Annotated in this window: 21 protein-coding genes; 18 read left to right on the forward strand and 3 right to left on the reverse strand. The window is 60.6% G+C overall.

All coding sequences use genetic code 11. The annotated features are described in order from the left end of the window. Nucleotides 1-258: 258 nt before the first annotated feature. A complete protein-coding gene (locus tag ACQKRQ_RS01610; protein WP_427474794.1) occupies nt 259-786 on the forward strand; it encodes a hypothetical protein in 528 nt (175 codons plus the stop codon). Between the two features lie 391 nt (nt 787-1,177). After that, nucleotides 1,178-2,311 (forward strand): porin, encoded by a 1,134-nt coding sequence (locus ACQKRQ_RS01615; RefSeq protein ID WP_132379436.1) that lies wholly within the window; start codon nt 1,178-1,180, stop codon nt 2,309-2,311. Between the two features lie 199 nt (nt 2,312-2,510). Here the strand turns inward: ACQKRQ_RS01615 and ACQKRQ_RS01620 are convergent, their stop codons facing one another. Together ACQKRQ_RS01620 and ACQKRQ_RS01625 are read right to left on the reverse strand one after the other, a co-directional pair. Continuing rightward, complete coding sequence (locus tag ACQKRQ_RS01620; protein ID WP_408175340.1) at nt 2,511-2,789, reverse strand: cupin domain-containing protein; 279 nt, start codon at nt 2,787-2,789, stop codon at nt 2,511-2,513. A gap of 83 nt (nt 2,790-2,872) precedes the next feature. Continuing rightward, nucleotides 2,873-3,598: a FadR/GntR family transcriptional regulator gene (locus ACQKRQ_RS01625; protein WP_243658321.1), complete on the reverse strand. Its 726-nt coding sequence runs from the start codon at nt 3,596-3,598 to the stop codon at nt 2,873-2,875. Nucleotides 3,599-4,237: 639 nt separating this feature from the next. Between ACQKRQ_RS01625 and ACQKRQ_RS01630 the strand changes: the two genes are divergently transcribed. The 10 genes from ACQKRQ_RS01630 (at nt 4,238) to ACQKRQ_RS01675 (ending at nt 15,284) form a co-directional block, all read left to right on the forward strand. Then, nucleotides 4,238-4,654 (forward strand): tripartite tricarboxylate transporter TctB family protein, encoded by a 417-nt coding sequence (locus ACQKRQ_RS01630; protein WP_427476042.1) that lies wholly within the window; start codon nt 4,238-4,240, stop codon nt 4,652-4,654. Nucleotides 4,655-4,657: 3 nt separating this feature from the next. Beyond that, nucleotides 4,658-6,217: a tripartite tricarboxylate transporter permease gene (locus tag ACQKRQ_RS01635; RefSeq protein WP_427474795.1), complete on the forward strand. Its 1,560-nt coding sequence runs from the start codon at nt 4,658-4,660 to the stop codon at nt 6,215-6,217. A gap of 160 nt (nt 6,218-6,377) precedes the next feature. Continuing rightward, entirely contained in the window at nt 6,378-7,265 is an 888-nt protein-coding gene (locus ACQKRQ_RS01640; RefSeq protein WP_427474796.1) for a fumarylacetoacetate hydrolase family protein, read from the forward strand. A gap of 116 nt (nt 7,266-7,381) precedes the next feature. Beyond that, the gene (locus tag ACQKRQ_RS01645) at nt 7,382-8,383 is read left to right on the forward strand and encodes a tripartite tricarboxylate transporter substrate binding protein (RefSeq protein WP_427474797.1); all 1,002 of its coding nucleotides are present in this window, start codon (nt 7,382-7,384) and stop codon (nt 8,381-8,383) included. A 2-nt stretch (nt 8,384-8,385) separates the two neighbouring features. Further along, nucleotides 8,386-8,856: a (2Fe-2S)-binding protein gene (locus ACQKRQ_RS01650; protein WP_427474798.1), complete on the forward strand. Its 471-nt coding sequence runs from the start codon at nt 8,386-8,388 to the stop codon at nt 8,854-8,856. After that, on the forward strand, nt 8,853-11,012 hold the full coding sequence (locus ACQKRQ_RS01655; RefSeq protein ID WP_427474799.1) for a molybdopterin cofactor-binding domain-containing protein: 2,160 nt from the start codon (nt 8,853-8,855) through the stop codon (nt 11,010-11,012). Before ACQKRQ_RS01650 ends, ACQKRQ_RS01655 begins: the two co-directional genes overlap by 4 nt. A gap of 27 nt (nt 11,013-11,039) precedes the next feature. Next, on the forward strand, nt 11,040-11,735 hold the full coding sequence (locus ACQKRQ_RS01660) for a molybdate ABC transporter substrate-binding protein (protein WP_427474800.1): 696 nt from the start codon (nt 11,040-11,042) through the stop codon (nt 11,733-11,735). A 202-nt stretch (nt 11,736-11,937) separates the two neighbouring features. Beyond that, the gene (locus tag ACQKRQ_RS01665; RefSeq protein ID WP_427474801.1) at nt 11,938-13,107 is read left to right on the forward strand and encodes a porin; all 1,170 of its coding nucleotides are present in this window, start codon (nt 11,938-11,940) and stop codon (nt 13,105-13,107) included. Between the two features lie 313 nt (nt 13,108-13,420). Then, nucleotides 13,421-14,146: a molybdate ABC transporter substrate-binding protein gene (locus tag ACQKRQ_RS01670; protein ID WP_427476043.1), complete on the forward strand. Its 726-nt coding sequence runs from the start codon at nt 13,421-13,423 to the stop codon at nt 14,144-14,146. A 118-nt stretch (nt 14,147-14,264) separates the two neighbouring features. Further along, complete coding sequence (locus ACQKRQ_RS01675) at nt 14,265-15,284, forward strand: alpha/beta hydrolase (protein ID WP_427474802.1); 1,020 nt, start codon at nt 14,265-14,267, stop codon at nt 15,282-15,284. 135 nt (nt 15,285-15,419) lie between these two features. Here the strand turns inward: ACQKRQ_RS01675 and ACQKRQ_RS01680 are convergent, their stop codons facing one another. Then, a complete protein-coding gene (locus ACQKRQ_RS01680; RefSeq protein WP_132378394.1) occupies nt 15,420-16,610 on the reverse strand; it encodes a porin in 1,191 nt (396 codons plus the stop codon). Nucleotides 16,611-17,141: 531 nt separating this feature from the next. Here ACQKRQ_RS01680 and ACQKRQ_RS01685 point away from each other — a divergent pair. From ACQKRQ_RS01685 to ACQKRQ_RS01710, 6 genes are read left to right on the forward strand one after another with little or no spacing between them, the layout of a single operon-like run. After that, nucleotides 17,142-17,948 (forward strand): GntR family transcriptional regulator, encoded by an 807-nt coding sequence (locus ACQKRQ_RS01685; RefSeq protein WP_132378392.1) that lies wholly within the window; start codon nt 17,142-17,144, stop codon nt 17,946-17,948. Between the two features lie 20 nt (nt 17,949-17,968). Continuing rightward, nucleotides 17,969-19,174, forward strand: coding sequence for an ABC transporter substrate-binding protein (locus tag ACQKRQ_RS01690; RefSeq protein WP_408311750.1), 1,206 nt, complete (start codon nt 17,969-17,971; stop codon nt 19,172-19,174). An 8-nt stretch (nt 19,175-19,182) separates the two neighbouring features. Next, nucleotides 19,183-20,055: a branched-chain amino acid ABC transporter permease gene (locus tag ACQKRQ_RS01695; RefSeq protein ID WP_427474803.1), complete on the forward strand. Its 873-nt coding sequence runs from the start codon at nt 19,183-19,185 to the stop codon at nt 20,053-20,055. A gap of 3 nt (nt 20,056-20,058) precedes the next feature. Beyond that, entirely contained in the window at nt 20,059-21,057 is a 999-nt protein-coding gene (locus ACQKRQ_RS01700; RefSeq protein WP_427474804.1) for a branched-chain amino acid ABC transporter permease, read from the forward strand. Further along, entirely contained in the window at nt 21,050-21,805 is a 756-nt protein-coding gene (locus ACQKRQ_RS01705) for an ABC transporter ATP-binding protein (RefSeq protein WP_408175322.1), read from the forward strand. Before ACQKRQ_RS01700 ends, ACQKRQ_RS01705 begins: the two co-directional genes overlap by 8 nt. After that, the gene (locus tag ACQKRQ_RS01710; protein WP_132378384.1) at nt 21,802-22,512 is read left to right on the forward strand and encodes an ABC transporter ATP-binding protein; all 711 of its coding nucleotides are present in this window, start codon (nt 21,802-21,804) and stop codon (nt 22,510-22,512) included. The genes ACQKRQ_RS01705 and ACQKRQ_RS01710 overlap by 4 nt, the downstream gene beginning before the upstream one ends. Nucleotides 22,513-22,514 lie beyond the last annotated feature (2 nt).

Below are 22,514 nucleotides of genomic sequence, written 5' to 3' on the forward strand. Positions count from 1 at the left end.
AGCGGCACGGAAGTCGATGTTGCATGATCCGGCAGGAAACACGACGTAACACACCCATGGCGCAACTGGGGCCAGCAAGCGGAATAGCGTCAGCCGGCGACGCGTTCTACATGCAGCAGGTCCGCATCGTCGTGTACATCTTCACATGCGAATCCACATGCTCCGGCAATGCGCTCTGCGAGGCGAACCGATGGGGTCTTCACGGTGTCGACGCGGCGGTCCGCGTCGTGGCGCCGGACCGTCGAGCAGGACGGATTTATGCGCAAATTCATTGGAATCGGAATGGTGCTTTGCAGCTGTGTCGCGTGTACGACGCCGGTGGCGTCGCAACTTGCCCCGGCTGCTCCGCTGGACGAGACGACGACTACATCGTCCGTGTCGCCCACGTGCCGCATGGTCAACGGCACAGCGGATATCGATGGCGCCACCCAGAACATATCAGGCCTTGCATGCAAGCAGCCCGACGGCACCTGGCAGATCCAGCAGCAAGGCACGGACGCTGAGATGGGCGACGTTTATCCGCCGCCCCTATATGCATACTATCCCTATTACGATCCGTGGTTTTATGGGCCGCCGGTGGCGTTCGGCTTCGGCGCGTCGTTCCTCTTCATTAATCGTTTTCATCACTTCCATCATGGCCACTTCGGACCGCATGGCGGCTTCCACGGCGGCTTCCACGGCGGCTTTCATGGTGGCTTTCATGGTGGCTTTCATGGTGGCTTTCATGGAGGGGGCGACTTCCATGGAGGCGGCGGTTTTCACGGAGGTGGCGGGGGACGCCGTTAACGTATGGCTTGATCGATGAGGATGGAGTCGAATCACGCGCAGCCGCACTAGTCGACGATCGTACGCATGTTGCAACACGCGATCGTCGCTGACACACGAGATTGAGCGGCCGAGCGACTCGCGTATGGATTCCATTCGATCCTCGTTTATAGAATCTTTGCAAGAAGGAGCGAACTCTTTCGGTGAATCGCAATGGCAATCCCCATAGAATCGTCAAGCTGCGGGTGCGCGGTTGGAAAGCGGATCACATTCACCGGACAGCCTACCTAATGGTGCCGTGGCTTTCGTTAAACCCCTGTTGCGTGAACGGCGCGTTATCCGTTTTTTTATTGAGCCGGGATCATGCACACATCATGATTCCTTCTTGGGCATTGCCTGGAGTGTAAGACAAGTGAAGAAGAAGATTATCGGCGCAGCAGCTTTGTCCGTCTTTGCGGCGGCGGCTCATGCGCAAAGCAGCGTCACCCTTTATGGATTGATCGACACGGGTATCGTCTATACGAATAACCAGGGTGGCGGCAGCGCTTGGCAGGAGCAAAGCAGCATGCTGTCGAACGAAGTATGGGGTCTGCGGGGAAGTGAAGATCTCGGTGGCGGTCTGCACGCGATCTTCCGTCTCGAGAACGGCTTTAATATACAAAACGGCAAGACCACGTACTCGGGTACGATGTTCGGCCGTCAGGCTTTCGTCGGTCTGCAGAGCGACCAATATGGAACGCTGACATTCGGCCGACAGTACGATTCCGTAGTCGATGATCTGGGACCCATCGCATTGGCAAACAACGGCGACGGAAACAACCTGGCCGCACATCCGTTCGACAACGACAACGTAGACGACTCGTTCTACATTAACAACTCGGTCAAGTATGCGAGCCCGACGTATCGGGGGCTGCAGGCAGAGGCGCTGTACGGCTTCAGTAATGCGGCCGGCGGCTTTTCGGACAATCGCGCCTATAGCTTCGGCGTGACGTACAACAATGGCCCGATTAATCTTGCGGCGGCTTACCTTCAGCTGAATAACGGTTCGCTTTCGGGTACCGGGGCAGTGTCGAACAACGACTTCGTCAATTTCCCCGCCGCGCGCCAGCGGGTGATGGGGGTTGGCGGCAACTACACGATCGGTCCGGCGACTATCGGCTTACTGTGGACACATACCCTGCTCGACAATACGCAGCCGGGTGCGAACTCCGTGATCGGGCAGTCGTTCGACACGCTGCATTTCGACAACTACGAAGCCAACGTGCACTATACGCTGACACCTTCGATTTCGTTCGCAGGTGCCTACACGTTTACTCAAGGCGCCTTTGCCGGAAACACCGGTTCGGCGGACCCGAAGTGGCATCAAGTCACGCTGATGGCAGACTACTCGTTCAGCAAACGCACTGACGTTTATGTCGAGGGTGTCTACCAACACGCGTACGGTGCTGCTGGCTCTGCGTTCGAGGGTGCGTTCATCAATGGCCTCGCGCAGGCGTCAACAGGCAATCAGGTGGCGGCGACGGTAGGCTTGCGTACGCGCTTCTAACGGACGCAACGTCTGTTCGGCTTGGACACGCGCTGGAACGTCGGCACATCGCCCTAGGCCGGGATCGATGTGCCGGCTGTTGATTCAGCGTCAGCCAGCTTCTGCTGCGCGAAGAAACGCGCGTTGCCCTTTCTCAACAGCGTCGGGTGACCACAGCATCTCAGCCATTGCTTTGACCACGGGAAATCCGGTTCCGAAATCAGGCGGGGAACTTGCGGCCCACCAGGTAGGTTGCGCCGGTGGGACCGTATTGCTCCGAATGCTCATCGCCGGCTTCGATTTCGAAGATATCGCCGACGCGGTATTCGCGCGAAACCGTGCCACCCCACGAGATGGTCATTTCTCCGGCGGTGATCACCGCGCGCGCCCTGAACGGATGCTTGTGCGTTTCAATGAACTGGTTCGGTGCGTAGGTTTTTTCCAGCACTTCCTGGTAGCCGGTATTGGTCAAGTCAGCCTTGAAACTTTCGATATCCATGCTCTCACTTCCTATTAAAGTCGCGCGGAACTTGAGCTCGCCGGTGGCTAGAAGCTCGCCGGATCGAGGCTGTTCAGCACGTGTCAAAAGTCGAAAAGATTGCGCCGTACGTTCACCAGGTGCGTGACCATGAAATCGCGTGCACTAGCCGCATCGCGTTCTTTGAGCGCAGCCAGCAATTGCCGGTGCTCGCGCTGATAAGCGAGTCGTCGCTCAGGCGTAAGGCTGCGTTTTTTCAACAAGCCCCATTCGCCATGTTCGCGGACTTTGAGAATCAGATTGAACACGCTGACCATGAAATTGTTGTGTGCGGCTTCCGCGATCTTGTGATGAAACTCGGCGTCCCAACGTTCAAATTCCTCGAGCGTCTTCGACTGCTCCGCGCTTACGCAACATGCTTCCATCGCTGCAAAATCGGCCGGCGTGCCATTGCGCACCACCAGGTCGATCAGGCCCGGCTCGAAAATCAGCCGCGCGTCCATCAGCTCGGCGGGACTCACTACAGCTTGGGGTTCCGCTGCCTTGGGTATTTTTTGCTCAACATCCTGGGCCACGTAAGTGCCGCTGCCCACGGTCTGGGTGATGAGGCCCATTTCTTTCATCTGCGCCAGTGCGCGTCGCACCGTCGAGCGGCCGACCGCGTAGGTCTCGCTCATCTGCCGCTCGGTGGGCAAGCGTTCGCCCGGATGCCAACGGCCATCGCGGAGGTTGGACAGCAGGGCTTCCTTGAGCGTGTAAACCGGGTCTGAAACGGGATGATCGGGCATTGGGTAAAAAAGCTGTGACGGGTTCCACGAATCATAAGGCAATGGCCGCAAGGTTGGTACAAATTGGTTTCACTCGCGCGCGCCGTCACGTATTCCGGTGTTCTCCGCCTCAGCAGCGCCGTTCCCAATGGAATGCGACGCAGATACACGGAGACGTGTCAGCAACAGCGCCAGTGTGATCATGGCAGCAGGTCATGGGCATTGCCTGGATTGACGAGAAAACAATCGATTGCTAGCATGGCTCCACTTGGGTTGATTTTAAACCAAATTGAACCAATAGGAAATCTCGTGCGCGTTGCTTCTCTGCTCATCGACCACCGTCACGTCTTTGTTTTTGTCGCCGCCCCCAGCGTCGTCGAGGTTCGCCGCCTGCTGCCTCACCTCAGGTCCCGTCATCCCTCTATGCATCCGATGTCATGCCCGACATCGGACGCCTGAGCCCCCGTCAATACCCTCGCTTTAATCCGTTGCATGGGCAACCGGACAAACCACCTCGCGGCAACCCTAAAAAAATGAGGGTGAATCGCTACGCCGAAAAAGACAGCGTTTTATCAGCACCCAAACTTCGGCAAGAACCGGCGCGAGGGCAAATTACAGGAGACAAGTCACGTGAGTACCAAGACGGCGCATGCATTCGGCTTTCTGCATCGCTATAACAAAGATCTCTATGCGGGCGCCCTGATGCTCGTCCTCGGTCTCGGCTCGATCTATGCCGGACTTGGCTATAACGTGGGCAGCCTGAGTCACATGGGCTCGGGATTCTTCCCTGTGGCAGTGGGGACCGTTCTCGTCCTGTGCGGCCTCGCGATCGCATTTTCCGCCAAAGCCCCGGACCCCCCTGCCACTGCGCAACCAGCGCTTCGGCCCGAATGGCGCGCCTGGTGTTGCATCGTGATGGGCATCGCCGCCTTCATCGTGCTGGGCCGATACGGCGGCTTGTTACCCGCCACCTTCGCGATCGTGTTCATCTCGGCACTCGGCGACCGGGACAACACCTGGGTGAGCGCGCTCATTCTCGCCGCCGCGATGTGTGCGATCTGCACCGTCGTGTTCTGGTGGGCTTTGAAACTGCAATTTCCATTGCTGTCCTGGGGTTGAATCATGATGGGGCAATCTCTGTTGGACTTGATGCAGGGTTTCGGCGTGGCGCTTCAGCCCCACAATCTGATGTGGTCGTTCGTCGGCGTATTGATCGGCAACCTGATCGGTGTGCTGCCGGGCATGGGCGCGTTGTCGGCCATTTCCATGTTGCTGCCGCTGACCTATACGATGCATCCGATCCCCGCAATCCTGATGCTGGCGGGTATCTTCTACGGTTCTCAATACGGCGGCGCGATCGGTGCGATCCTGCTCAATCTGCCATGTCATCCGCCGCACGCCGTGACCTGCCTGGACGGTTATCCCATGACCAGACAGAACAAAGGCGGCACGGCACTGGGCATCGCCATGCTGGCTTCTTTTTTCGCGGCGTCGTTCGGCATCGTTGTGATGGTTTTCGCCTCGCCGCTACTGGTCAGCGTGGCTTTCAAGTTCGGGCCGGCCGAACTGTTTTCGATCATGCTGCTGGGCTTGCTGGCCGGCGGCACCATGTCCCGGGGCTCGGCGCTCAAGGGAGTGGCGATGACGGCGGTGGGACTGTTGATCGGCATTGCCGGTACCGACGTGAACAGCGGCGTGATGCGCCTGACCTTCGGTCTGCCACAGCTTTCCGACAAGGTCGAGCTGGTGGCGCTGGCGCTCGGCCTGTTCGGTGTGGCGGAATTCTTGCGCAACGTCAATCGCATGGAGTCGGTGGGTAGCGGCACGAAGGTACGCTTGCGCGACATGCGACCCAGCATGGCCGAACTCAGGCAAGCGTTCTTGCCGATGGTGCGCGGTACGTTCATCGGTACGTTGTTCGGCGCGATGCCGGGCACCGGCCCTACCATCACCACATTCCTCGCTTATGCGGCCGAGAAAAAGCTCTCCAGGTCACCTGAACGGTTCGGCCGCGGCGCTCTCGAGGGCGTCGCTGCGCCGGAGGCCGCATCGCATTCCAAGACCCAGGTGGACTTCATTCCAACCATGAGTCTGGGCATTCCGGGCGACGCCGTGATGGCGCTGATCCTCGGCGCGCTGTTGATCCAGGGTATCCAGCCAGGTCCGCAACTGATCACCGAGCACGCCGACCTGTTCTGGGGGCTCATCGCCAGCTTCTGGATCGGCAATGTCCTGCTGGTGATTCTGAACGTGCCGCTGATCGGCGTCTGGGTGAAGCTGCTGCGGGTGCCTTATCGCTATCTGTATCCGTCGGCACTGTTTTTCATTGCGGTGGGCGTGTACAGCACCAACAACAGTCTGTTCGAGGTTGGCGAAGTACTGGTGTTCGGAGTAGTCGGCGCCATCTTCGCCGCGCTTGATTTTCAGGTCGCGCCGATCCTGCTCGGTTATGTGCTCGGACCTATGGTCGAAGAGTATTTCCGGCGCGCGATGCTGTTGTCGCGCGGAGACCTGGCTGTCTTCATCGACCGCCCGATCAGCGCTTTTTTCATCGCGTGCAGTGCTCTGCTCATACTGGTGCAACTGTATTTTTGGGTGCGCGGCATGAAAAAACGCGCGGCCCAACGCCGCTTATTGCACGCGACGAAACCAGCCACCGTCACCGACAGCAATCCGGTGTAAGTTTCGGCATATTGGTTGTAATTGGTTCATGGAATTATTGATTTACGCCGTTTGTTTCCCTAAAAAATGCATGGTGAGTTAGCTAAACGAGGCGGGTAGCGCTTGAAACGTGGTTTCTTTTGGGATATATTTAAACCAAATGTAACCAATAGGAGATTTGATGCGCTTTGCTTCCCTGGTTATCGACCGGCGTCCCGCCCCGGTCGTCATCGCCGACGACCTGCAACGCTTCGTCGAGATTCGTCACCTTCTGCCCGGCTTTGACGGCGACATGATCGATCTCATTGCCCAGGTTCCGCTGCCGGACCAGCAGTTCGCCGCCGCCGTGCAACGCACTGATCGCTGGCAAGCCGTCGGTACCCACGAACTGCTCGCCCCGCTCGAGGTGCGCCGTAACATCTTCTGCGTCGGCAAGAACTATCACGAACATGCAAGGGAGTTCAGCCAATCCGGGTTTGACACATCCGCCCAGCAAGGCGAGCTCGCTCCGCCCGCGCCCGTCGTGTTCACCAAGCCCGCTTCTACCGTGGTCGCGCATCGCGCCACCGTCAAAGCCTTCGAGCACCTCACGTCCCAACTCGACTACGAGGTCGAACTCGCCGTCGTCATCGGCAAGCCCGGCAGAGGTATTTCCAAGGCCGATGCCCTTCAGCACGTGTGGGGCTACACCATCGTCAACGACTTCACAGCGCGCGACCTTCAGCAAAAGCATCGTCAGTGGTTCATCGGCAAGTCATTGGATACGTTCTGTCCGATGGGCCCGTACCTGGTTTCCGCCCACGGTATCGATAGCGCCAACCTGAACGTGCGTTGCTGGATCAACGACGAACTGCGCCAGAACGCCAACACCAAAGACCTCATCTTCGATATCCCAACTATCATCGAAACCCTTTCGGCCGGCATGACTTTGCTGCCCGGCGACGTCATCGCCACCGGCACCCCCGCCGGCGTCGGCATCGGCTTCAAGCCCCCCAGGTTCCTCAAGAAGGGCGATGTCATGAAGCTCGAGATCGATCACCTCGGCTCCCTCGTCAATACCATTGGATAAATAGCACCCGGCATCTCTTTCAATGACCAAGGCGCTCGCGTGGACCACGTCGGGCGAGCGCCCTGGTACTGCGGCATGCAGTGCGGATGCGGACTATAAATACCAGGAGGCACGTAATGAACAATCGTTGGAGCGCTCGCTCCTTTCGCCGGCGTATGGGCCATGCCCTGACGCTTGGCGTACTGGCGTCGACATCGATCGCGAGCTTTGCCGCCGACGACTATCCGAGCCGGCCGGTCACCATCATCGTGCCATTCGCGGCGGGCGGTTCCGCCGACGTATATGCACGCATCGTCGCGCAACAACTCAGCGCTCAATTGAAGCAGTCGTTCATCGTCGACGACCGCCCCGGCGCGGGCGCCATCATCGGCACCGAGTATGTGGCGCAGTCCAAGCCCGATGGTTATACGCTGCTGCTGATCTCCAACACGCACACCGTCAACGAAACGCTCTACACGAGGAAGCCGTTCAAGCTGATGAGCGATTTCGTGCCGGTGGCGCCGATCAATTCTTCCGACCTGGTGCTGGTGACACGGCCGGGGTTGGGGGTCAATAACGTCGCCGACCTGATCAAGCTGGCGAGGAGCGAACCAGGCAAACTGTCATATGCCTCGTCCGGTTACGGCACGCCTTATCACATGGCCGGCGAGCTGTTCAAACAAATGGCCGGCGTCTCGATCCTGCATGTGCCCTATAAGGGCAGCTCGAATGCGCGTACCGACGTAATCGGCGGCCAGGTCGACATGATGTTCGATGCCACCACCACCATGGCGGGCTTTATCAGCAGCGGCAAGGCCAAGGCGCTGGCCACCACCGGCACGGTGCGTTCGGACCTGCTGCCCAATCTCCCAACCGTCGATCAATCCGGGGTGCCGAAGTACAACGCCGTGATCTGGCTCGGCCTGATGGCGCCCAAAGGCACGCCGCCCGCAGTGGTCGACAAGCTCAACGCCACGCTGACCCGGATCGTCGCCACTCCGCAGATCAAGGCGTCGTGGCAGAAACAGGGCGCCGACACGATGTCGATGAATCCGGCCCAGTTCACGCAATTCATGAACGACGACATAAAAAAATGGGCGCAGGTAGTCAAGGTTTCGGGTGCGAAGGTCGACCAGTGACCATGGCCACGACTACGCGCATTCCGATTACGGTCAATGGGACCGGGCACGGGTTCGAGCTGGACGGCGACACACGCCTGCTCGATGTGCTTCGCGATGAGCTGAAGCTCAAAGGCACGCGTTTCGGCTGCGGGGAAAACCAGTGCGGCGCGTGTCTCGTCCTGGTCGACGGTTTTGCTGTGGCGTCATGCGATACGCCGCTGTGGGCGCTGGCGGGCAAGCAGGTGACCACGGTCGAAGGTTTGGGCAGCCGGGCGGCACCGCATCGCTTGCAGCGGGCGTTCATCGCCGAGCAAGCCGGGCAATGCGGCTACTGCAGCTCAGGCATGCTGATCGCAGCGGCGGCCCTGCTCGAACGCTGTCCGCTCCCGACAGATGCCCAGATTCGAGAGGCACTTGACCGCAATCTGTGCCGGTGCGGCAGCCACAATCGCATCGTGCGCGCAGTGCTGCGTGCCGCGTCGTCATCGTGAACCCTCTCACCGTCGTGTCCACCGAAGCGACAACCGTACCGGTCAGCGAGCGGCCGCAGAGTCTGCGCGCCAATCCTTGCCTTGGCGCGTGGCTGCGATTCTCCAGTGCAGGATACGTCGAAGTGCTGTCGGGCAAGGTCGAGATCGGCCAGGGTATCGTCACGGCGCTCGCGCAGATCGTTGCCGAAGAACTGGACGTCGGCATCGACCAGATTCGCATGCGCCCGGCCAGCACAGCGGCGAGCCCTGACGAGGCTGTCACCTCCGGCAGTCTTTCGATACAACACTCTGGCACCGCGTTGCGACACGCCTGCGCGCACGCGCGCGCCTTGCTGCTCGAACGTGCTGCGCGCGTGCTGCAAGTGTCGACGGACCTGGTGCATCAATTCGTGGTGAAGCGCGGTGAAATCAAGGCGCCTCACGGCGGTCTCGCGAGTTATTGGGCCATCGCCGGCGAGGTTCAATTCGACGTTGATATCGATTGCACGATTGCCGTGAAAGCGGCCGCCGCCTATACCATCGTGGGCGCGCCGGTGCCGCGCGATGATCTCGCGGATAAATTCCTGGCGGTTCCGCGCTTCATCCAGGATATCGAACTGCCGGGCATGCTGCATGGACGCATGCTGCGTCCGGGCTCGCGCGCGACGACCCTGCTCTCGCTCGACGATGGCGCAGCACGCGCGGTGTCCGGCGTGGTGCAAGTGATACGCGACGGCTCGCTGGTGGGCGTGCTGGCCACATCGCAGCGCGCCGCTGTCGAAGCCATTGACAAGCTGCGCCGGCACGCCCGCTGGCAGCGCAGCGAGCCCCTTCCGGAACAACAGAAGCTGAGCGCCTGGTTGAAGCAGCAACCAGTGGAAACCACTGTAGTGGCCGACCGCCAAAGTGCCGCCGCCGATGTGGCACGCACTTTGAAGATGACCTGCGAAAAGCCGTTCCTGGCGCATGCTTCGATCGGCCCCTCGTGCGCATTGGCTCGATTCGACGGCGAACGCCTGGAAGTGTGGAGTCATAGTCAGGGCATCTTCAATCTGCGCGCCGACCTGGCGTTGAGCTTCGGCATGGCGGTATCGGCCGTGGTGGTGCAGCACGCGGAAGGCGCCGGCTGTTATGGGCACAACGCGGCCGACGACGTCGCATACGATGCCGCGTGGCTGGCGCGCGCCGCACGCGGCCAGGCCGTCCGAGTCCAGTGGAGCAGGGCCGACGAGCTGGCATGGGCGCCGTACGGCCCGGCCATGGTGATCGAACTCGAGGCTGATCTCGATGCGAGCGACCGCGTGGTCGGTTGGCGTCATAGTGTCTGGAGCAACGGCCATGGCACGCGGCCGGGTCGCGGCAACACCCCCGCGCTGCTGGGCGCCTGGCATCTCGAGACGCCGTTCGAAGCGCCCGCGGCAGTCAATCCCCCGCTGTACGCGGGTGGGGGTGCCGAGCGTAATGCGGTGCCGCTCTACGACTTTCCCGCGTGGAACATCGTGAATCACCGGGTGCTGAGCATGCCGCTGCGAACCTCGTCGTTGCGTTCGTTAGGGGCATTTGCGAACGTGTTCGCGCTTGAGTCGTTTGTCGACGACCTGGCGGAAGCCACCGCCAGCGAACCGCTCGAATGGCGCCTGCGGCATTTGTCCGACCCCCGCGCCCGTGCCGTGCTGCAGCGCGCGGCGCTGCGAGCCGGCTGGCACGAACGGGATAAGCAGGAAGGCATCGGCTATGGCATTGCCGTGGCACGGTACAAAAATTCCGGTGCGTACTGCGCGGTGGTGGCACGTATCGAGGCAGGCGCGCAGATCGTGGTCACCAGACTGAACATCGCCGTGGACGTGGGCACCGTCATCAACCCCGACGGCGTCGCCAACCAGATCGAGGGCGGTGCAATACAGGCTGTGAGCTGGACCTTGAAAGAAGAAGTGCGATTCGACCGGCAACGCGTCACCAGCGATAGTTGGGAAACCTATCCGATCTTGCGGTTCACGGAAGTGCCCGCTGTCGAGGTCGATATCGTGCCGTCGAACGCACCTGCCTGTGGGGCCGGCGAGGCATCGTTGGGTCCGACCGCGGCGGCCATCGGTAATGCGGTACGCGATGCCCTTGGCGTAAGAGTAACCAGCCTGCCTTTGAGCGCCGAGCGAATCATCGCGGCATTCGACCAGTAATCCAATCAGACAGGAGTCACTATAACCATGGAATTGAAAATTTTGAGCGCCGGCGCGGCCAAAGGTATTGTCCAGGCCCTGGCGGAAGAATTCCGCTCGAGCACGGGTGCCAGTCTCAACGGCACCTTCGGCGCAGTCCACGCGATCCGGGAAAAACTGGACGCCGACGAGCCCTGCGACGTCATCATCCTGACCGGGAAAATGATCGCGGACCTGGACCAGACGGGACGCGTGGAATCCGCTTCGCGCGCCGAGTTAGGACGTGTCGAAACCGGCATTGCAGTGCGCACCGGCGAACCGCTTCCGGCCATCGCCGACGGTGAGCAATTGAGCGCCAGTTTGAAACGCTCGAAAGGGGTCTACTTTCCCGACCCGCTACGTGCCACCGCCGGCATTCATTTCGCTACTGTGTTGCGGAAGATGGGTATTTACGAGAATGTCGAGCCGTTCTTCCGGTCTTTTCCGAGCGGCGCAGTGGCCATGGCGAACCTCGCGCAAAGCGGCGAGCCGGGACTGATCGGCTGTACGCAGGTGACCGAGATCTTGTATACCCAGGGCGTTTCGCTGGTCGGGCTGTTGCCCAAGGAATTCGAACTGTCGACGCTCTATTCGGCAGCCGTCAGCAGCAAGGCCGCGAACCCGGAATTGGCACGCGCCTTCGTCCAGTTCCTCACCGGCGGCGAGACCCGGACGCTGCGCGCATCTAGCGGATTCAATGTTTAGTTTGCTGCGCATGAGCGTTCCAGGCACCCGGTAACGACGTGCCGCTCATCATGGCGTGCCGCTGAGACTGAGATTGATTCAAGCGGCAGTCGATACGAAGGAAAAATTCAGAAAAGAACTATATGTAATTCAGTACATTAATTAGTAGTGCATATGCAGTAAACAAATTGACAACCACATACCAAAGAGAATGGAGGTGATAGTGAAAAAATCACTGCTAGCATTGCCGATACTGGCTGTTTGTGCGACGCACGCGAACGCGCAGAGCAGTGTCACGCTGTACGGGCTTCTTGATGAAGGCTTGATGCTCAACACCAACGCCAAGAACGTAGTCAACGGAAAGAATGTCGGTGGCCGTCAGTTTCAGGTAGATTCCAACTCGGGTCTGCAAGGCAGCCGGTGGGGCTTGAAAGGTTCCGAGGATCTGGGCGGCGGGCTGAAGGCGATCTTCACGCTGGAATCCGGTATCAACGTCAGCAACGGCGCGTTTGGCCAGGGCAACACGGCTTTCGGCCGCCAGGCGTTTGTGGGCATTTCCAGCGCGAGCTACGGCACGGTCACGTTGGGTCGGCAGTACGACAGCGTCAACGATTACATCGGCAGCTATGGCTTCGCGCTCTCGTATGGCGGGTCGAGCACCGAACACCCGGGCGACATCGACAACGTCAACCACTCCTCACGCGCGAACAACACGATCAAATACGCGAGCCCCAATTTCCGCGGCTTGCAGTTCGGCGGCACGGTCTCGTTGGGCGGCATCGCCGGTGAAATATCGCAGTCGAGCGGCTATACATTGGGTGCGAACTATAACCACGGCGGCATCGGCTTAGGCGTGGCGTACGAGTACTTCAAGAACCCGTCCGCAGCGGGCGCCATTTTGAACGGCAACGTGAACGCGACGACTTTCAACTCGTTGAATTCCGGCTATCTCGGGGCGAGACCCGCGAATTCGTTGCAGATCATCGCCGCGGCCGGCAGCTATCAGATCGGACCGGCGCTGATCGGCGCGGTGTATTCGAACACGAAATACCAGAATATCGGTGCGTTCGGCGGCGCGACGGCGACCTTCAACGACTTCGAATTGAACGCGTCCTATCGGTTCACGCCGGCGCTGCTTCTGGCGGGTGTGTACAACTACACGAAGGGCAATGCAGTGCGCGGAGACATTGGCGACCAGAAGTACAATCAGTTCTCGCTGTTGCTGGACTACCTTCTGTCGAAGCGCACGGACGTCTACATGGAAGGTACGTTCCAGACGGCAAGCGGCACGAGTTCGACGGGCGCGGCGGCGGTGGCGGACATCGGCTCCCTCGGCGATTCGTCGAACAACCATCAGCTCGTCGCCCGGGTCGGGATGCGCCACAGGTTCTGACGTCGTAGCGTGGCGGCGCGCAAGCCTCGGCAGCGACACCCGTGGGGCATCGCAGGGTATGCGTCAAAGGCGCATGGCCGCCGCGATTGTGGCGGTCATTGTCATGAGTGTCGTTGCCACACGGACGCACAGCAGAATCGTGTTCTCCGATGCCGGGGCGACTCGCCGCATAAAATTAGTTATCCCGATACACTGTGTGCGTTCGAGCGTATGCCGTTCGACAACCTGACAATGCCGTACTCGGCGATGCTCACCGGAGCACTTTCTTATGAAGACGAAAGCAGGACTTCTGCTTGCGATTGTGTTGGTCACGATGCAGTCCGCTCACGCGGCGGATCTCGTGATTTTCTCCGCGGCTGCGATGAAAGGCGCACTGGAGAACCTGCCCGAACACTATCTGGCTGCAACAGGCGATCACGTGCGCCTCATCTACGGCACCGCGGGACAGGTGCGTGACCGGGCAATATCGGGGCAGGCGTTCGACCTCGTCATCGTCCCACCGGAGCCTCTCGCCAAACTGACCGAGCAAGATCTTGTCAGGAAGGGTTCGCAGGTCGATGTCGCGCGCGTGCGGCTCGGAGTCGCGGTCAAAGCCGGTGCCGCGTTGCCCGCGATCAACGACGACCCGGCGTTCACGAGGGCCTTGCTCGATGCCCCTTCGATCGGCATGGCCGACCCCGCCACCGGCGCTACCTCGGGCATTTATCTGGCCCGGTTGATTGACCGCCTCGGAATTGGCGGCACAGTGGCTCCCAAGGTCAAATATTATCCGGAAGGGCAAACCGCGATGGAAGCGATGGCACGAGGCGAGGTGTCCCTCGGATTGGGCCAGACCAGCGAAATCAAGCCCGTGCATGGAGTCACCCTCGTCGGGCCGATCCCGGAAGATTTGCAACTCGTGACGACCTACGCAGCGGGCATAGGTACAAAGAGCGAGCATCCGGATGCAGCGCAAAAGCTGCTTTCCTATCTCACCGGACCGGCAGTGCAAACGTCTTTGAAGGCGAACGGATTCGACCTCGTCTCACCTACTAATTGACTCATTCCGTACCACGGCACACGCCCATGGAGTCGAGACAAACGGGAGTGTTGCCCGGGCTCGACGGTACGAGCACAAGGACTAGTAACGTCTCAATTCTCATAATCGGGAAAAAACAATGAGCAACACGAAAGACACGCAGCAGAGGGTCCAGCGACGCCGTTTGCTGCAAGGCGCGGCGCTAACATTGATGGCCACGGCAGTGCCGCTCTCCGCTAACGCGGCGGCGCCGCGGATCATTGCCGAAGATCACTGGGCGCAGAAAGGTGCGGTGAAACTGTATCTGTATCGCAAGCGACTCGCGGACGACCGCAACGCAAGTTCCGGCCCGAAGCCTGTGTTATTCCTCGTGCACGGGTCGTCGTTTTCGGGCCGCGGGGGCTTCGATCTGCAAGTGCCGGGCACGGAGAACTACTCGTTCATGGACGAGTTTGCTCGCTACGGCTTCGACGTCTGGACCATGGACCATGAAAACTACGGCCGCTCGTCGCAGACGGATTCGAACTCCGATGTCCGCTCCGGTGTCGAGGACCTGAAAGCCGCAATGCCGGTGGTCGAAAAGGTGACTGGCCAAAAAACGTTCATGTTCTATGGCCAGTCGTCCGGCGCCCTCCGGCTGGGCGTCTTTGCGATGGAAGAGCCGGACCGCGTGGAGCGCATGGTCCTGGATGCAATCACCTATACGGGCGAGGGCGCGCCGGAAATCATGAGGCGGCGCGCGAACATCGCGGCACTCGAGGCCAGCAATTCCCGTCCAACCTCGCAAGCGAGCTTCGATGCCATCTTCGCCCGCGACGACCCGTCGACGGTCGATCCCAAAGTACCGAAGGCATTGGGCGACTATGAACTCAAGCTCACCAATCGGACGCCGAACGGCACCTACATCGATATGGCGATTCATATGCCGATGGTCGATCCGAAACGACTGCAGTGTCCCGTCTGCATGACGAGAGCCGAGCACGACGGCAATGCGACCGATGCGGAACTGCTCGATTTCTTTTCGCAGTTGCCGAACAAGGACAAGCAGTTCTGCGAGATCAAGGGAGTGGCTCACATCGCGGTGCTGGGCATCAATCGGCATCGTATCTGGCATGCGATGCATGCCTTCTACACGATGCCTCCGCAGCGTTCAGCCTGACGTAGGCGAGAGCGTGCAAAAGTTGGGGAGGACCGCTCGACTATCTGGATGCCGCACCACTTCGTGTGCGGTACGCAGATCAGTCGGGCCACATTCTCGTGAGCGCCGACTGTCGTCGCGGGCGGTGGCTGCCCGTCAGAACTTGTGCCGCATGCCTACACGAAGCACGACCTGATGATTGTCGCTCGATGGCGTCACGCCGTTGATCGCTGCAACCGCCGCACTTCCCGTCGAGTCCGTACCGGAAGCCTTTTGGTAGATTCCTACGAAATAGACATCCGTGCGCCTCGAAAGGAAATAGTCAGCGCCGAGTTGGGCCTGATGATAGGTCGCGCCATCCCGGCCGTTTACCGAACTGCCCTTCGTGTAATCGTAGGCGGCACCCACGAGGAATGCAGGCGTGATCTGATATTTGAAGTTCGCTTCGACGTTGTTGAAGATCGCCGTGCCGCGATTGCCGAATGGATTCGGTCCCGAGCCGCCGCCATCGAGATTGTCGAAACGCGTATTCGAATAGGTGCCGCCGAACGTGGCCGCGCCAAACGTGTACGCACCGCCCGCCGCATAGACTTCCTGCGTGCGCGCATCGGCAAAGCCGGAGAACACGGGCGATGCAATGTTGTTCAACGTCGCGAGCGGCGCGGAGCCGGTCGTGTTCGCGAGCACGCTGGTGCCGTAGAACGAGGTGTTCGGATTGCGGATGTTCAGATAGCCGACGCCAAGCCCGAGCGGCCCGTTGTAGTAAGAGCCGCCGAGCGACCAGATCTGATTCTGACTGAAATTACCCGCTACGCCGCCAGGACTGTAGACGCCGCCGAACGTGAAGCCGCCGTAGTTGTTGCTCGTATATTTGATCGCGTTGTTGACCCGGTTCGAGTTGTTGATGTTATCCAGGTCGCCTGGGTGCGCGGTGTAAAAGCCGCCCCATTGATCGCCCACTTCGAACAGGCCAACGTAGTCCACCACGGAATCGTATTGACGCCCAAGCGTCACCGTCCCATAACGCGTGGCCAGTCCGACGTATAACTGACGGCCGAATTCAAGCCCGCCCTGGCCGAGTTTGCCGCTGCTCAGATCCATGCCGCCTTCGAGCAGGAAAACCGCTTTCATGCCGCCGCCCAGATCTTCGCTACCGCGCAATCCCCAGCGGCTCGCCTGAATCTCGCCGCTCACCATGCTGTACTGGCGCGCGCCGTGTGAGTTGTTATTGAAGGTCAACCCTTCGTCGACGATCCCGTAAAGCGTAACGCTGCTCTGCGCCTGTGCGATAGCCGCGTGCGTTCCAAGCGCACCAATTACTCCCGCAATGCAAAGTGACTTTTTCATCCTGTTTCCAGACTGTATCGTTGACGTCGAGTCCCTCGGTGCGAAACCAGGGGTGGATTTCACGGTCATGATTTGCCGGCCGCGAGGCATGCTACAAAGCAGGCATCCTAAAGAAACGAAATCGAGCGCATAGCCACATGAATCCGTTTCGCTTTCTTTACACCGGCCTTCGATAGCGCCTTCGCGTCCAGATCGATTTCCGGTTGCGACGAAAATTAAGCAGCCTATTTTGTCTTGTCAATGGAACATTTGACGCGGTAAATGTCCTATTGGCGCGTAAAGCGTTGAAGCTTCTGCGAAGTTCGTCAGTTGGGTGTTTTCCCCATGGAACAAGCCACCGCGCAACTTGTTCTATCGTTCATCCAGTCTCGTCCAGCAAACTGTCCGCTCTGATGGAGGGAGCGGATCATCGAGCTTGCACGTTTCTTACTGCAAGCCAGTTGCTTCCGTCGGTGTTTACGAGGTAGAACAATCTTTATTTTCCAATTTGTTCTATTGACCCGACATTACGACACTTCTAGAGTGAGCCTCATGGAAACCACCTTACCCCTGCCGAAATACCACCAGATCTACCTGGTATTGCGCGAGCAACTCCAGGAAGGCCGCTTCGACGAAGAAGGCGTGCCCGGCGAACATCTGCTCGCTGAACAGTTCGCGGTCGCACGCATTACGATTCGCAAGGCAATGGAGATGCTGGTGGCGGACGGGCTGGTCACGCGCCGGCCGGGCGTGGGGACGTGGCCGCAGCGTATCGATACGGGAAAAAAGCAGGGCAATGCGAAAGCCGCACCGGTTTCGCGCGAGAAAGCGCACCTCACCGGCCTGCTCGAGAACATCGTGAATATGGGGTTGCGCACCACGGTCGAAGTGATAGACAGCACGGAAGTGCTCGCTTCGGACGCGATCGCGGAGGCGCTGCATCTGTCTGTGGGCGATGCCGTCTACAAGAGTATCCGGGTTCGCAGCACGTCGGCGGGACCGGTGTCGTTCATCACGACACACGTGCCCAAAGCCGTCGCCGAAATCAACCGCCGCGACCTCAAGCGCAAGCCCTTGCTGATGTTGCTGGAGGAAGCGGGCGTGCAGCTCGGCGGCGCGACGCAAACCATTTCGGCGCGCCTCGCCGACGCTGTGGTTGCGCGCCATCTCGACGTCGCGGTCGGCTCGGCGTTGCTCGCCGTGACGCGTCTCGTGCGCGACACCGACGAACGGCCGGTGCAATTGCTCCAGGGGCTGTACCGGCCCGATCGCTATCAGTATCAGTTGCAGCTCTCTCGGATTGGCGACATCGACGCCAAGGTCTGGGTCAGCGAGGAACTGTCCGCCACCTTCAACTAACGCAATCCTACGGAGATCGCATGAGTTCGCGTCGCACTTTCCTGCGTCGGTCCACCGCCGCCGCGGCACTGGTTGCAGCACCTTGGGTCGCTCGTGCCGCGAGCGCGAAGAGCATCAAGATCGGCGTGCTGCATCCCGTCACCGGAGCGTTGGCCTATTCGGGGCAGCAATGCCGGCTGGGCGCTTTGCTGGCCATCGAGGACATCAACAACGCCGGCGGCATCAAGTCGCAAGGCGGCGCGCTCATCGAGGCGGTGCTGGGCGACGCGCAATCGCGGCCCGAGGCGGGCGCCGCCGAGGTCGAGAGAATGAACGAGGCGGGCGTGACGGCGATCGTCGGCGCCTATGCATCGGCGATCTGTCTCACCACGACCCAGACGGCCGCGAAGTACGGCTTGCCGCATGTGGTCGATGTCGGCGTCGCCGATCAGATCGTCGAGCGCGGACTCACGAATACGTTTCGCTTCGGTCCCGGCTACCGGATGTGCAGCCAGCGCGCGGTCGACAACCTCAATACGTTGAATACCGACGCGGGCAAACCGGCCAGAACGGTGATGATCGTGCACGAAGAATCGCTGTTCGGCGCCGGCACGGCTGCGCTGCTCAGCAGCGAGTTGCCCAAGTACGGTTTCGAAATCAAGGAAGTCATCAAGCATCCGAATCCGACGCGCGACTTCAACAACATCGTGCTACGCATGCGCGCGGTCAATCCCGACATCGTGATTCCCGCCAACTATTACAACGAATACGCGCTGTTGCTGCGCGCGATGAAACAGCAGAACGTGCGCCCCAAAGCAATCTATTCGGTGTTGGGCGGGGCCGCATCGAGCTATAAGTTTCTGAAGGAGTTTCCGGATATCGCGGACGGCATCATCGATTGCAATCACTGGTTCAATCCGAAGGATGCGCGTGTTGCGCCGTTGCGCAAACGGGTCGAAGCGAAGGGCGCGTACTTCTCATATGAAGTGTTCATGACCTACACCGCGACGATGCTGCTAGCCGACGCACTGGAGCGCGCGAAATCCGCCGACCGCGCCGCCGTCAATGCGGCACTTGCCTCGAGCGCTTTCAAGGATCACATGATGCCGTATGGTCCGACGCATTTCGTCAACGGTCAGAACACCGGCGCGCAACCGCTTCTCACTCAGGTGGTCGGCAACGATATCAAGGTCGTGCTGCCGCCGGCCTATCGCGAAGTGGCGCCGCAGTTTCCGCTCAAGAGCTGAGGCAGCGCATGTTCGATCCGGTGATTCTCTTCTCCGCGCTGCTCAACGGACTGACAACGGGTGCGGTCTATGCGCTCATCGCGCTCGGTCTCACACTGATTTACGGCGTGCTGCACATCATCAACTTCGCGCACGGCGCGGCGTTGATGGTGGCGCTGTATGCGGTCTATCTGCTGAAGGAACGGCTCGGCATCGATCCGTATCTGGCGCTGCCGGTGGTGACACTCGGCATGTTCGCATTCGGCTACGCACTGCAGCGCTGCGTGATCAATCGCGCGAGTCACGGCAAGGACGAAAACATTTTGCTGGTCACGCTCGGTCTGTCGATCGTGTTGGAGAATCTGGCGCTCGTGTGGTTCCACTCCGATACGCGCAACATCGAGACGTCCTATACGCTCGCGACGGTCGCTATCGGTCCCGCAATGATCGCTTTGCCAAAGGTCATCGGTTTTTTCGGCGCGCTGGTGGTGGCGGCCGCGCTCTTTCTCGTGATCCGCATGACCGATCTGGGCCGCGCGATTCGCGCCGTGTCGCGCGAGAAGCACGGTGCGAAGCTGATGGGTATCGACGTCGACAAGGTTTATGCGCTGTCGTTCGGCATCGGCATGGCGTGTGTCGGCGCGGCGGCCTGTTTTCTGTTGCCAAGCTATTACGTCAATCCGCAGGTCGGCAACGGCTTCGTGCTGGTCGCGTTCACGATCGTCGTGCTGGGCGGCATGGGCAGCTTCGCGGGCGCATTGATCGGCGGTCTGCTCATCGGCGTGGTCGAGTCGTTTGGCGGCCTGTGGTTCGGTGATTCGCTGGGTCAGATGGGCATCTTCGCGATTTTCATTGTCGTGCTGCTGATGCGTCCGCAAGGGCTGTTCGGAGTGAGGACCTAAGTGATGCGCGACGTTCGTTCGATCCTTGTTTTCGGTGTCCTGGCGGCCGCGCTTGCGAGCTTGCTGCAGTCGGGCGTATGGCTCACCTTCCTGATGATGTCGCTGTACGCCGTGTTGCTGGCGCAATCATGGAACATCCTCGGCGGCTACGGCGGTCAATTGTCATTCGGACATGCGTTGTTCTTCGGCGTCGGCGCATACACGCAGGCGATCGCGCAATTGAGTTGGGGCTGGAATCCGTGGCTCGCGTTGCCGCTCGCCATCGCCTTCGGTGTGGTCGCCGGGCTGGTGGTCGGCGCGCTCGCGTTTCGCGGCGGCCTGAAGGGTTCGTACTTCGCGCTCGTGACGCTGGCCTTCGCCGAGGTCGCGCGCATTGTCGCGGTGTCGGTGCCGTTCACGGGCGGCGGCGTCGGACTGATGGTGCCGCTGCATGCGAGCGCCGCGAACCTGCAGTTCGGCACGCGGCGCGGCTATGTGTTCCTGCTGCTGGCATTCGTCATGATGGCGCTGGCCGTCACCGCATGGTTGCGGCATTCGCGCTTCGGCGCCTATCTGCAGGCGGTGCGCGACAACGAGAGCGCCGCGCGGGCAATCGGCGTCAATCCCGTGCGCGTGAAGCTGGGCGCCATTGCGCTGTCCGCGGCATTCATGAGCGCGGCGGGCGTGTGCTACGTGCAGATGTTCCAGTATATCGACGCCGATATCGCGTTCGGCCCGGCGAGATCGATCGAAGCGCTGGTCGGCGTGATCGTCGGCGGCGTGGGCACATTGTGGGGACCGGTGCTCGGCGCGGCGCTGCTCTATGTATTGGGCGAGTTGACCCGCAACCTGTTCGGCGAGTTGCCCGGCATCAGCATGGTGATCTACGGCGTGGTGCTGGTCGTGATCGTGATGTTCCTCCCGCGCGGAATCACGGGCGCGGGCGCATCGGTGCGGCGCATGACCGGCCTGCCCGCGACGTCGAAGCGCAGCGGCAAGCGCAAGGAGGAAGCCCATGTCTGAAGCGCTGTTACAAGCCCGTGGTCTGTCGATCACGTTCGGCGGTCTGAAGGCCGTGCAGGACGTCAGCCTCGATGTCCTGCCGAATACGCTCACGGCGCTCGTCGGACCGAACGGCGCGGGCAAGACCACGCTGTTCGCGTTGCTGTCGGGCTTTCTGCGACCCGGCGCGGGCCGTGTGCAGTACCTGGGCCGCGACATTACCGGCATGGCACCGCACGAGTCCGCGCGGCTCGGTTTGACGCGCACGTTCCAGATTGTGCAGCCGTTCGGCGCTCAGACGGTCCGCGAGAATATCGCGGTCGGCGCGCATCTGCATCTGCCTGGGCGGCGCGAGGCCCTGGCGGCGGCAGAGGAAGTCGCCGCGCGCGTGAACCTGCACGACCGGCTCGACCAGCCCGCCGCGGACCTGACCGTGGGTGGCCGCAAACGTCTCGAACTGGCACGCGCGCTCGCCACCAAACCGCGTTTGCTGTTGCTCGATGAAGTGCTCGCGGGCCTGAATCCAAGCGAAATCGACGAAATGATTCCGGTGATTCGCGGTCTCGTCGATAGCGGCGTGACGGTGCTGATGATCGAACACGTCATGCGCGCCGTGATGAGCCTTGCCGAACATGTGTGGGTGCTCGCGCAAGGCCGTCTGATCGCTGGAGGCACGCCGCGCGAGGTGACATCCGATAGCGCAGTGATCGAGGCGTATCTCGGTCACGGCACAGCCGAACGGCTGGCGCGCGAAGGAGGGCATTCATGAGCGCATTGCTCGAAGTGGATGGGCTTCATACGGGATACGGCCGAACCGAAGTGTTGCGCGGCGTCGATCTTCGTGTCGGCGAAGGCGAGATCGTCGTGCTGCTCGGCAGCAATGGCGTCGGCAAGACGACGCTGAACAACACGGTGTGCGGAATCAATGCCGTTTGGCAGGGTGCCGTGCGCTTCGACGGGCACGAGTTGACGGGCCGGCACTATCGCGCCGTCGTGAAAGCCGGCCTGATTCAGGTGCCCGAAGGCCGGCGGATTTTCCCGAATCTGAGCGTGCGCGAAAACCTGGAGCTTGGCGCGTTTTTACGCGGCAAGCCGAATCGCGCCCGCAACCTCGCGCGCATGCTGGAGACCTTTCCGCGTCTCGGCGAACGCATCGATCAGCCGGCGGGCACGATGTCGGGCGGCGAGCAGCAGATGCTGGCGATCGGGCGCGGCCTGATGGCCGAGCCGCGCCTGCTGATTCTGGACGAACCGTCGCTCGGTCTGTCGCCGTTGATGGTCGAAGAGATGTTTGCGCTGATCGCGCGCTTGCAGGGCGAAGGGCTCGCGATCCTGCTGGTCGAGCAGAACGTCGTGCAGTCGCTCGAAACCGGGCAGCGCGGGTATGTGCTGGAGAACGGGCTCGTCCGTTACTCCGGCACGTGCGCGGAATTGATGGCCAGCGACGAATTGCGTCGCGCGTATCTGGGGATGTAGTC

Origin of the sequence: Paraburkholderia sp. NPDC080076 (assembly GCF_050281145.1) — a bacterium.
Lineage (GTDB): Bacteria > Pseudomonadota > Gammaproteobacteria > Burkholderiales > Burkholderiaceae > Paraburkholderia.

What these genes read in the sequence shown, in the direction of transcription:
- ACQKRQ_RS01610 (WP_427474794.1), top strand. Translation starts at nt 259, where the DNA reads ATGCGCAAATTCATTGGAATCGGAATGGTGCTTTGCAGCTGTGTCGCG.
- ACQKRQ_RS01620 (WP_408175340.1), bottom strand. Translation starts at nt 2,789, where the DNA reads ATGGATATCGAAAGTTTCAAGGCTGACTTGACCAATACCGGCTACCAG.
- ACQKRQ_RS01630 (WP_427476042.1), top strand. Translation starts at nt 4,238, where the DNA reads ATGCTCGTCCTCGGTCTCGGCTCGATCTATGCCGGACTTGGCTATAAC.
- ACQKRQ_RS01635 (WP_427474795.1), top strand. Translation starts at nt 4,658, where the DNA reads ATGATGGGGCAATCTCTGTTGGACTTGATGCAGGGTTTCGGCGTGGCG.
- ACQKRQ_RS01640 (WP_427474796.1), top strand. Translation starts at nt 6,378, where the DNA reads ATGCGCTTTGCTTCCCTGGTTATCGACCGGCGTCCCGCCCCGGTCGTC.
- ACQKRQ_RS01645 (WP_427474797.1), top strand. Translation starts at nt 7,382, where the DNA reads ATGAACAATCGTTGGAGCGCTCGCTCCTTTCGCCGGCGTATGGGCCAT.
- ACQKRQ_RS01650 (WP_427474798.1), top strand. Translation starts at nt 8,386, where the DNA reads ATGGCCACGACTACGCGCATTCCGATTACGGTCAATGGGACCGGGCAC.
- ACQKRQ_RS01660 (WP_427474800.1), top strand. Translation starts at nt 11,040, where the DNA reads ATGGAATTGAAAATTTTGAGCGCCGGCGCGGCCAAAGGTATTGTCCAG.
- ACQKRQ_RS01670 (WP_427476043.1), top strand. Translation starts at nt 13,421, where the DNA reads ATGCAGTCCGCTCACGCGGCGGATCTCGTGATTTTCTCCGCGGCTGCG.
- ACQKRQ_RS01675 (WP_427474802.1), top strand. Translation starts at nt 14,265, where the DNA reads ATGAGCAACACGAAAGACACGCAGCAGAGGGTCCAGCGACGCCGTTTG.
- ACQKRQ_RS01680 (WP_132378394.1), bottom strand. Translation starts at nt 16,610, where the DNA reads ATGAAAAAGTCACTTTGCATTGCGGGAGTAATTGGTGCGCTTGGAACG.
- ACQKRQ_RS01685 (WP_132378392.1), top strand. Translation starts at nt 17,142, where the DNA reads ATGGAAACCACCTTACCCCTGCCGAAATACCACCAGATCTACCTGGTA.
- ACQKRQ_RS01690 (WP_408311750.1), top strand. Translation starts at nt 17,969, where the DNA reads ATGAGTTCGCGTCGCACTTTCCTGCGTCGGTCCACCGCCGCCGCGGCA.
- ACQKRQ_RS01695 (WP_427474803.1), top strand. Translation starts at nt 19,183, where the DNA reads ATGTTCGATCCGGTGATTCTCTTCTCCGCGCTGCTCAACGGACTGACA.
- ACQKRQ_RS01700 (WP_427474804.1), top strand. Translation starts at nt 20,059, where the DNA reads ATGCGCGACGTTCGTTCGATCCTTGTTTTCGGTGTCCTGGCGGCCGCG.
- ACQKRQ_RS01705 (WP_408175322.1), top strand. Translation starts at nt 21,050, where the DNA reads ATGTCTGAAGCGCTGTTACAAGCCCGTGGTCTGTCGATCACGTTCGGC.
- ACQKRQ_RS01710 (WP_132378384.1), top strand. Translation starts at nt 21,802, where the DNA reads ATGAGCGCATTGCTCGAAGTGGATGGGCTTCATACGGGATACGGCCGA.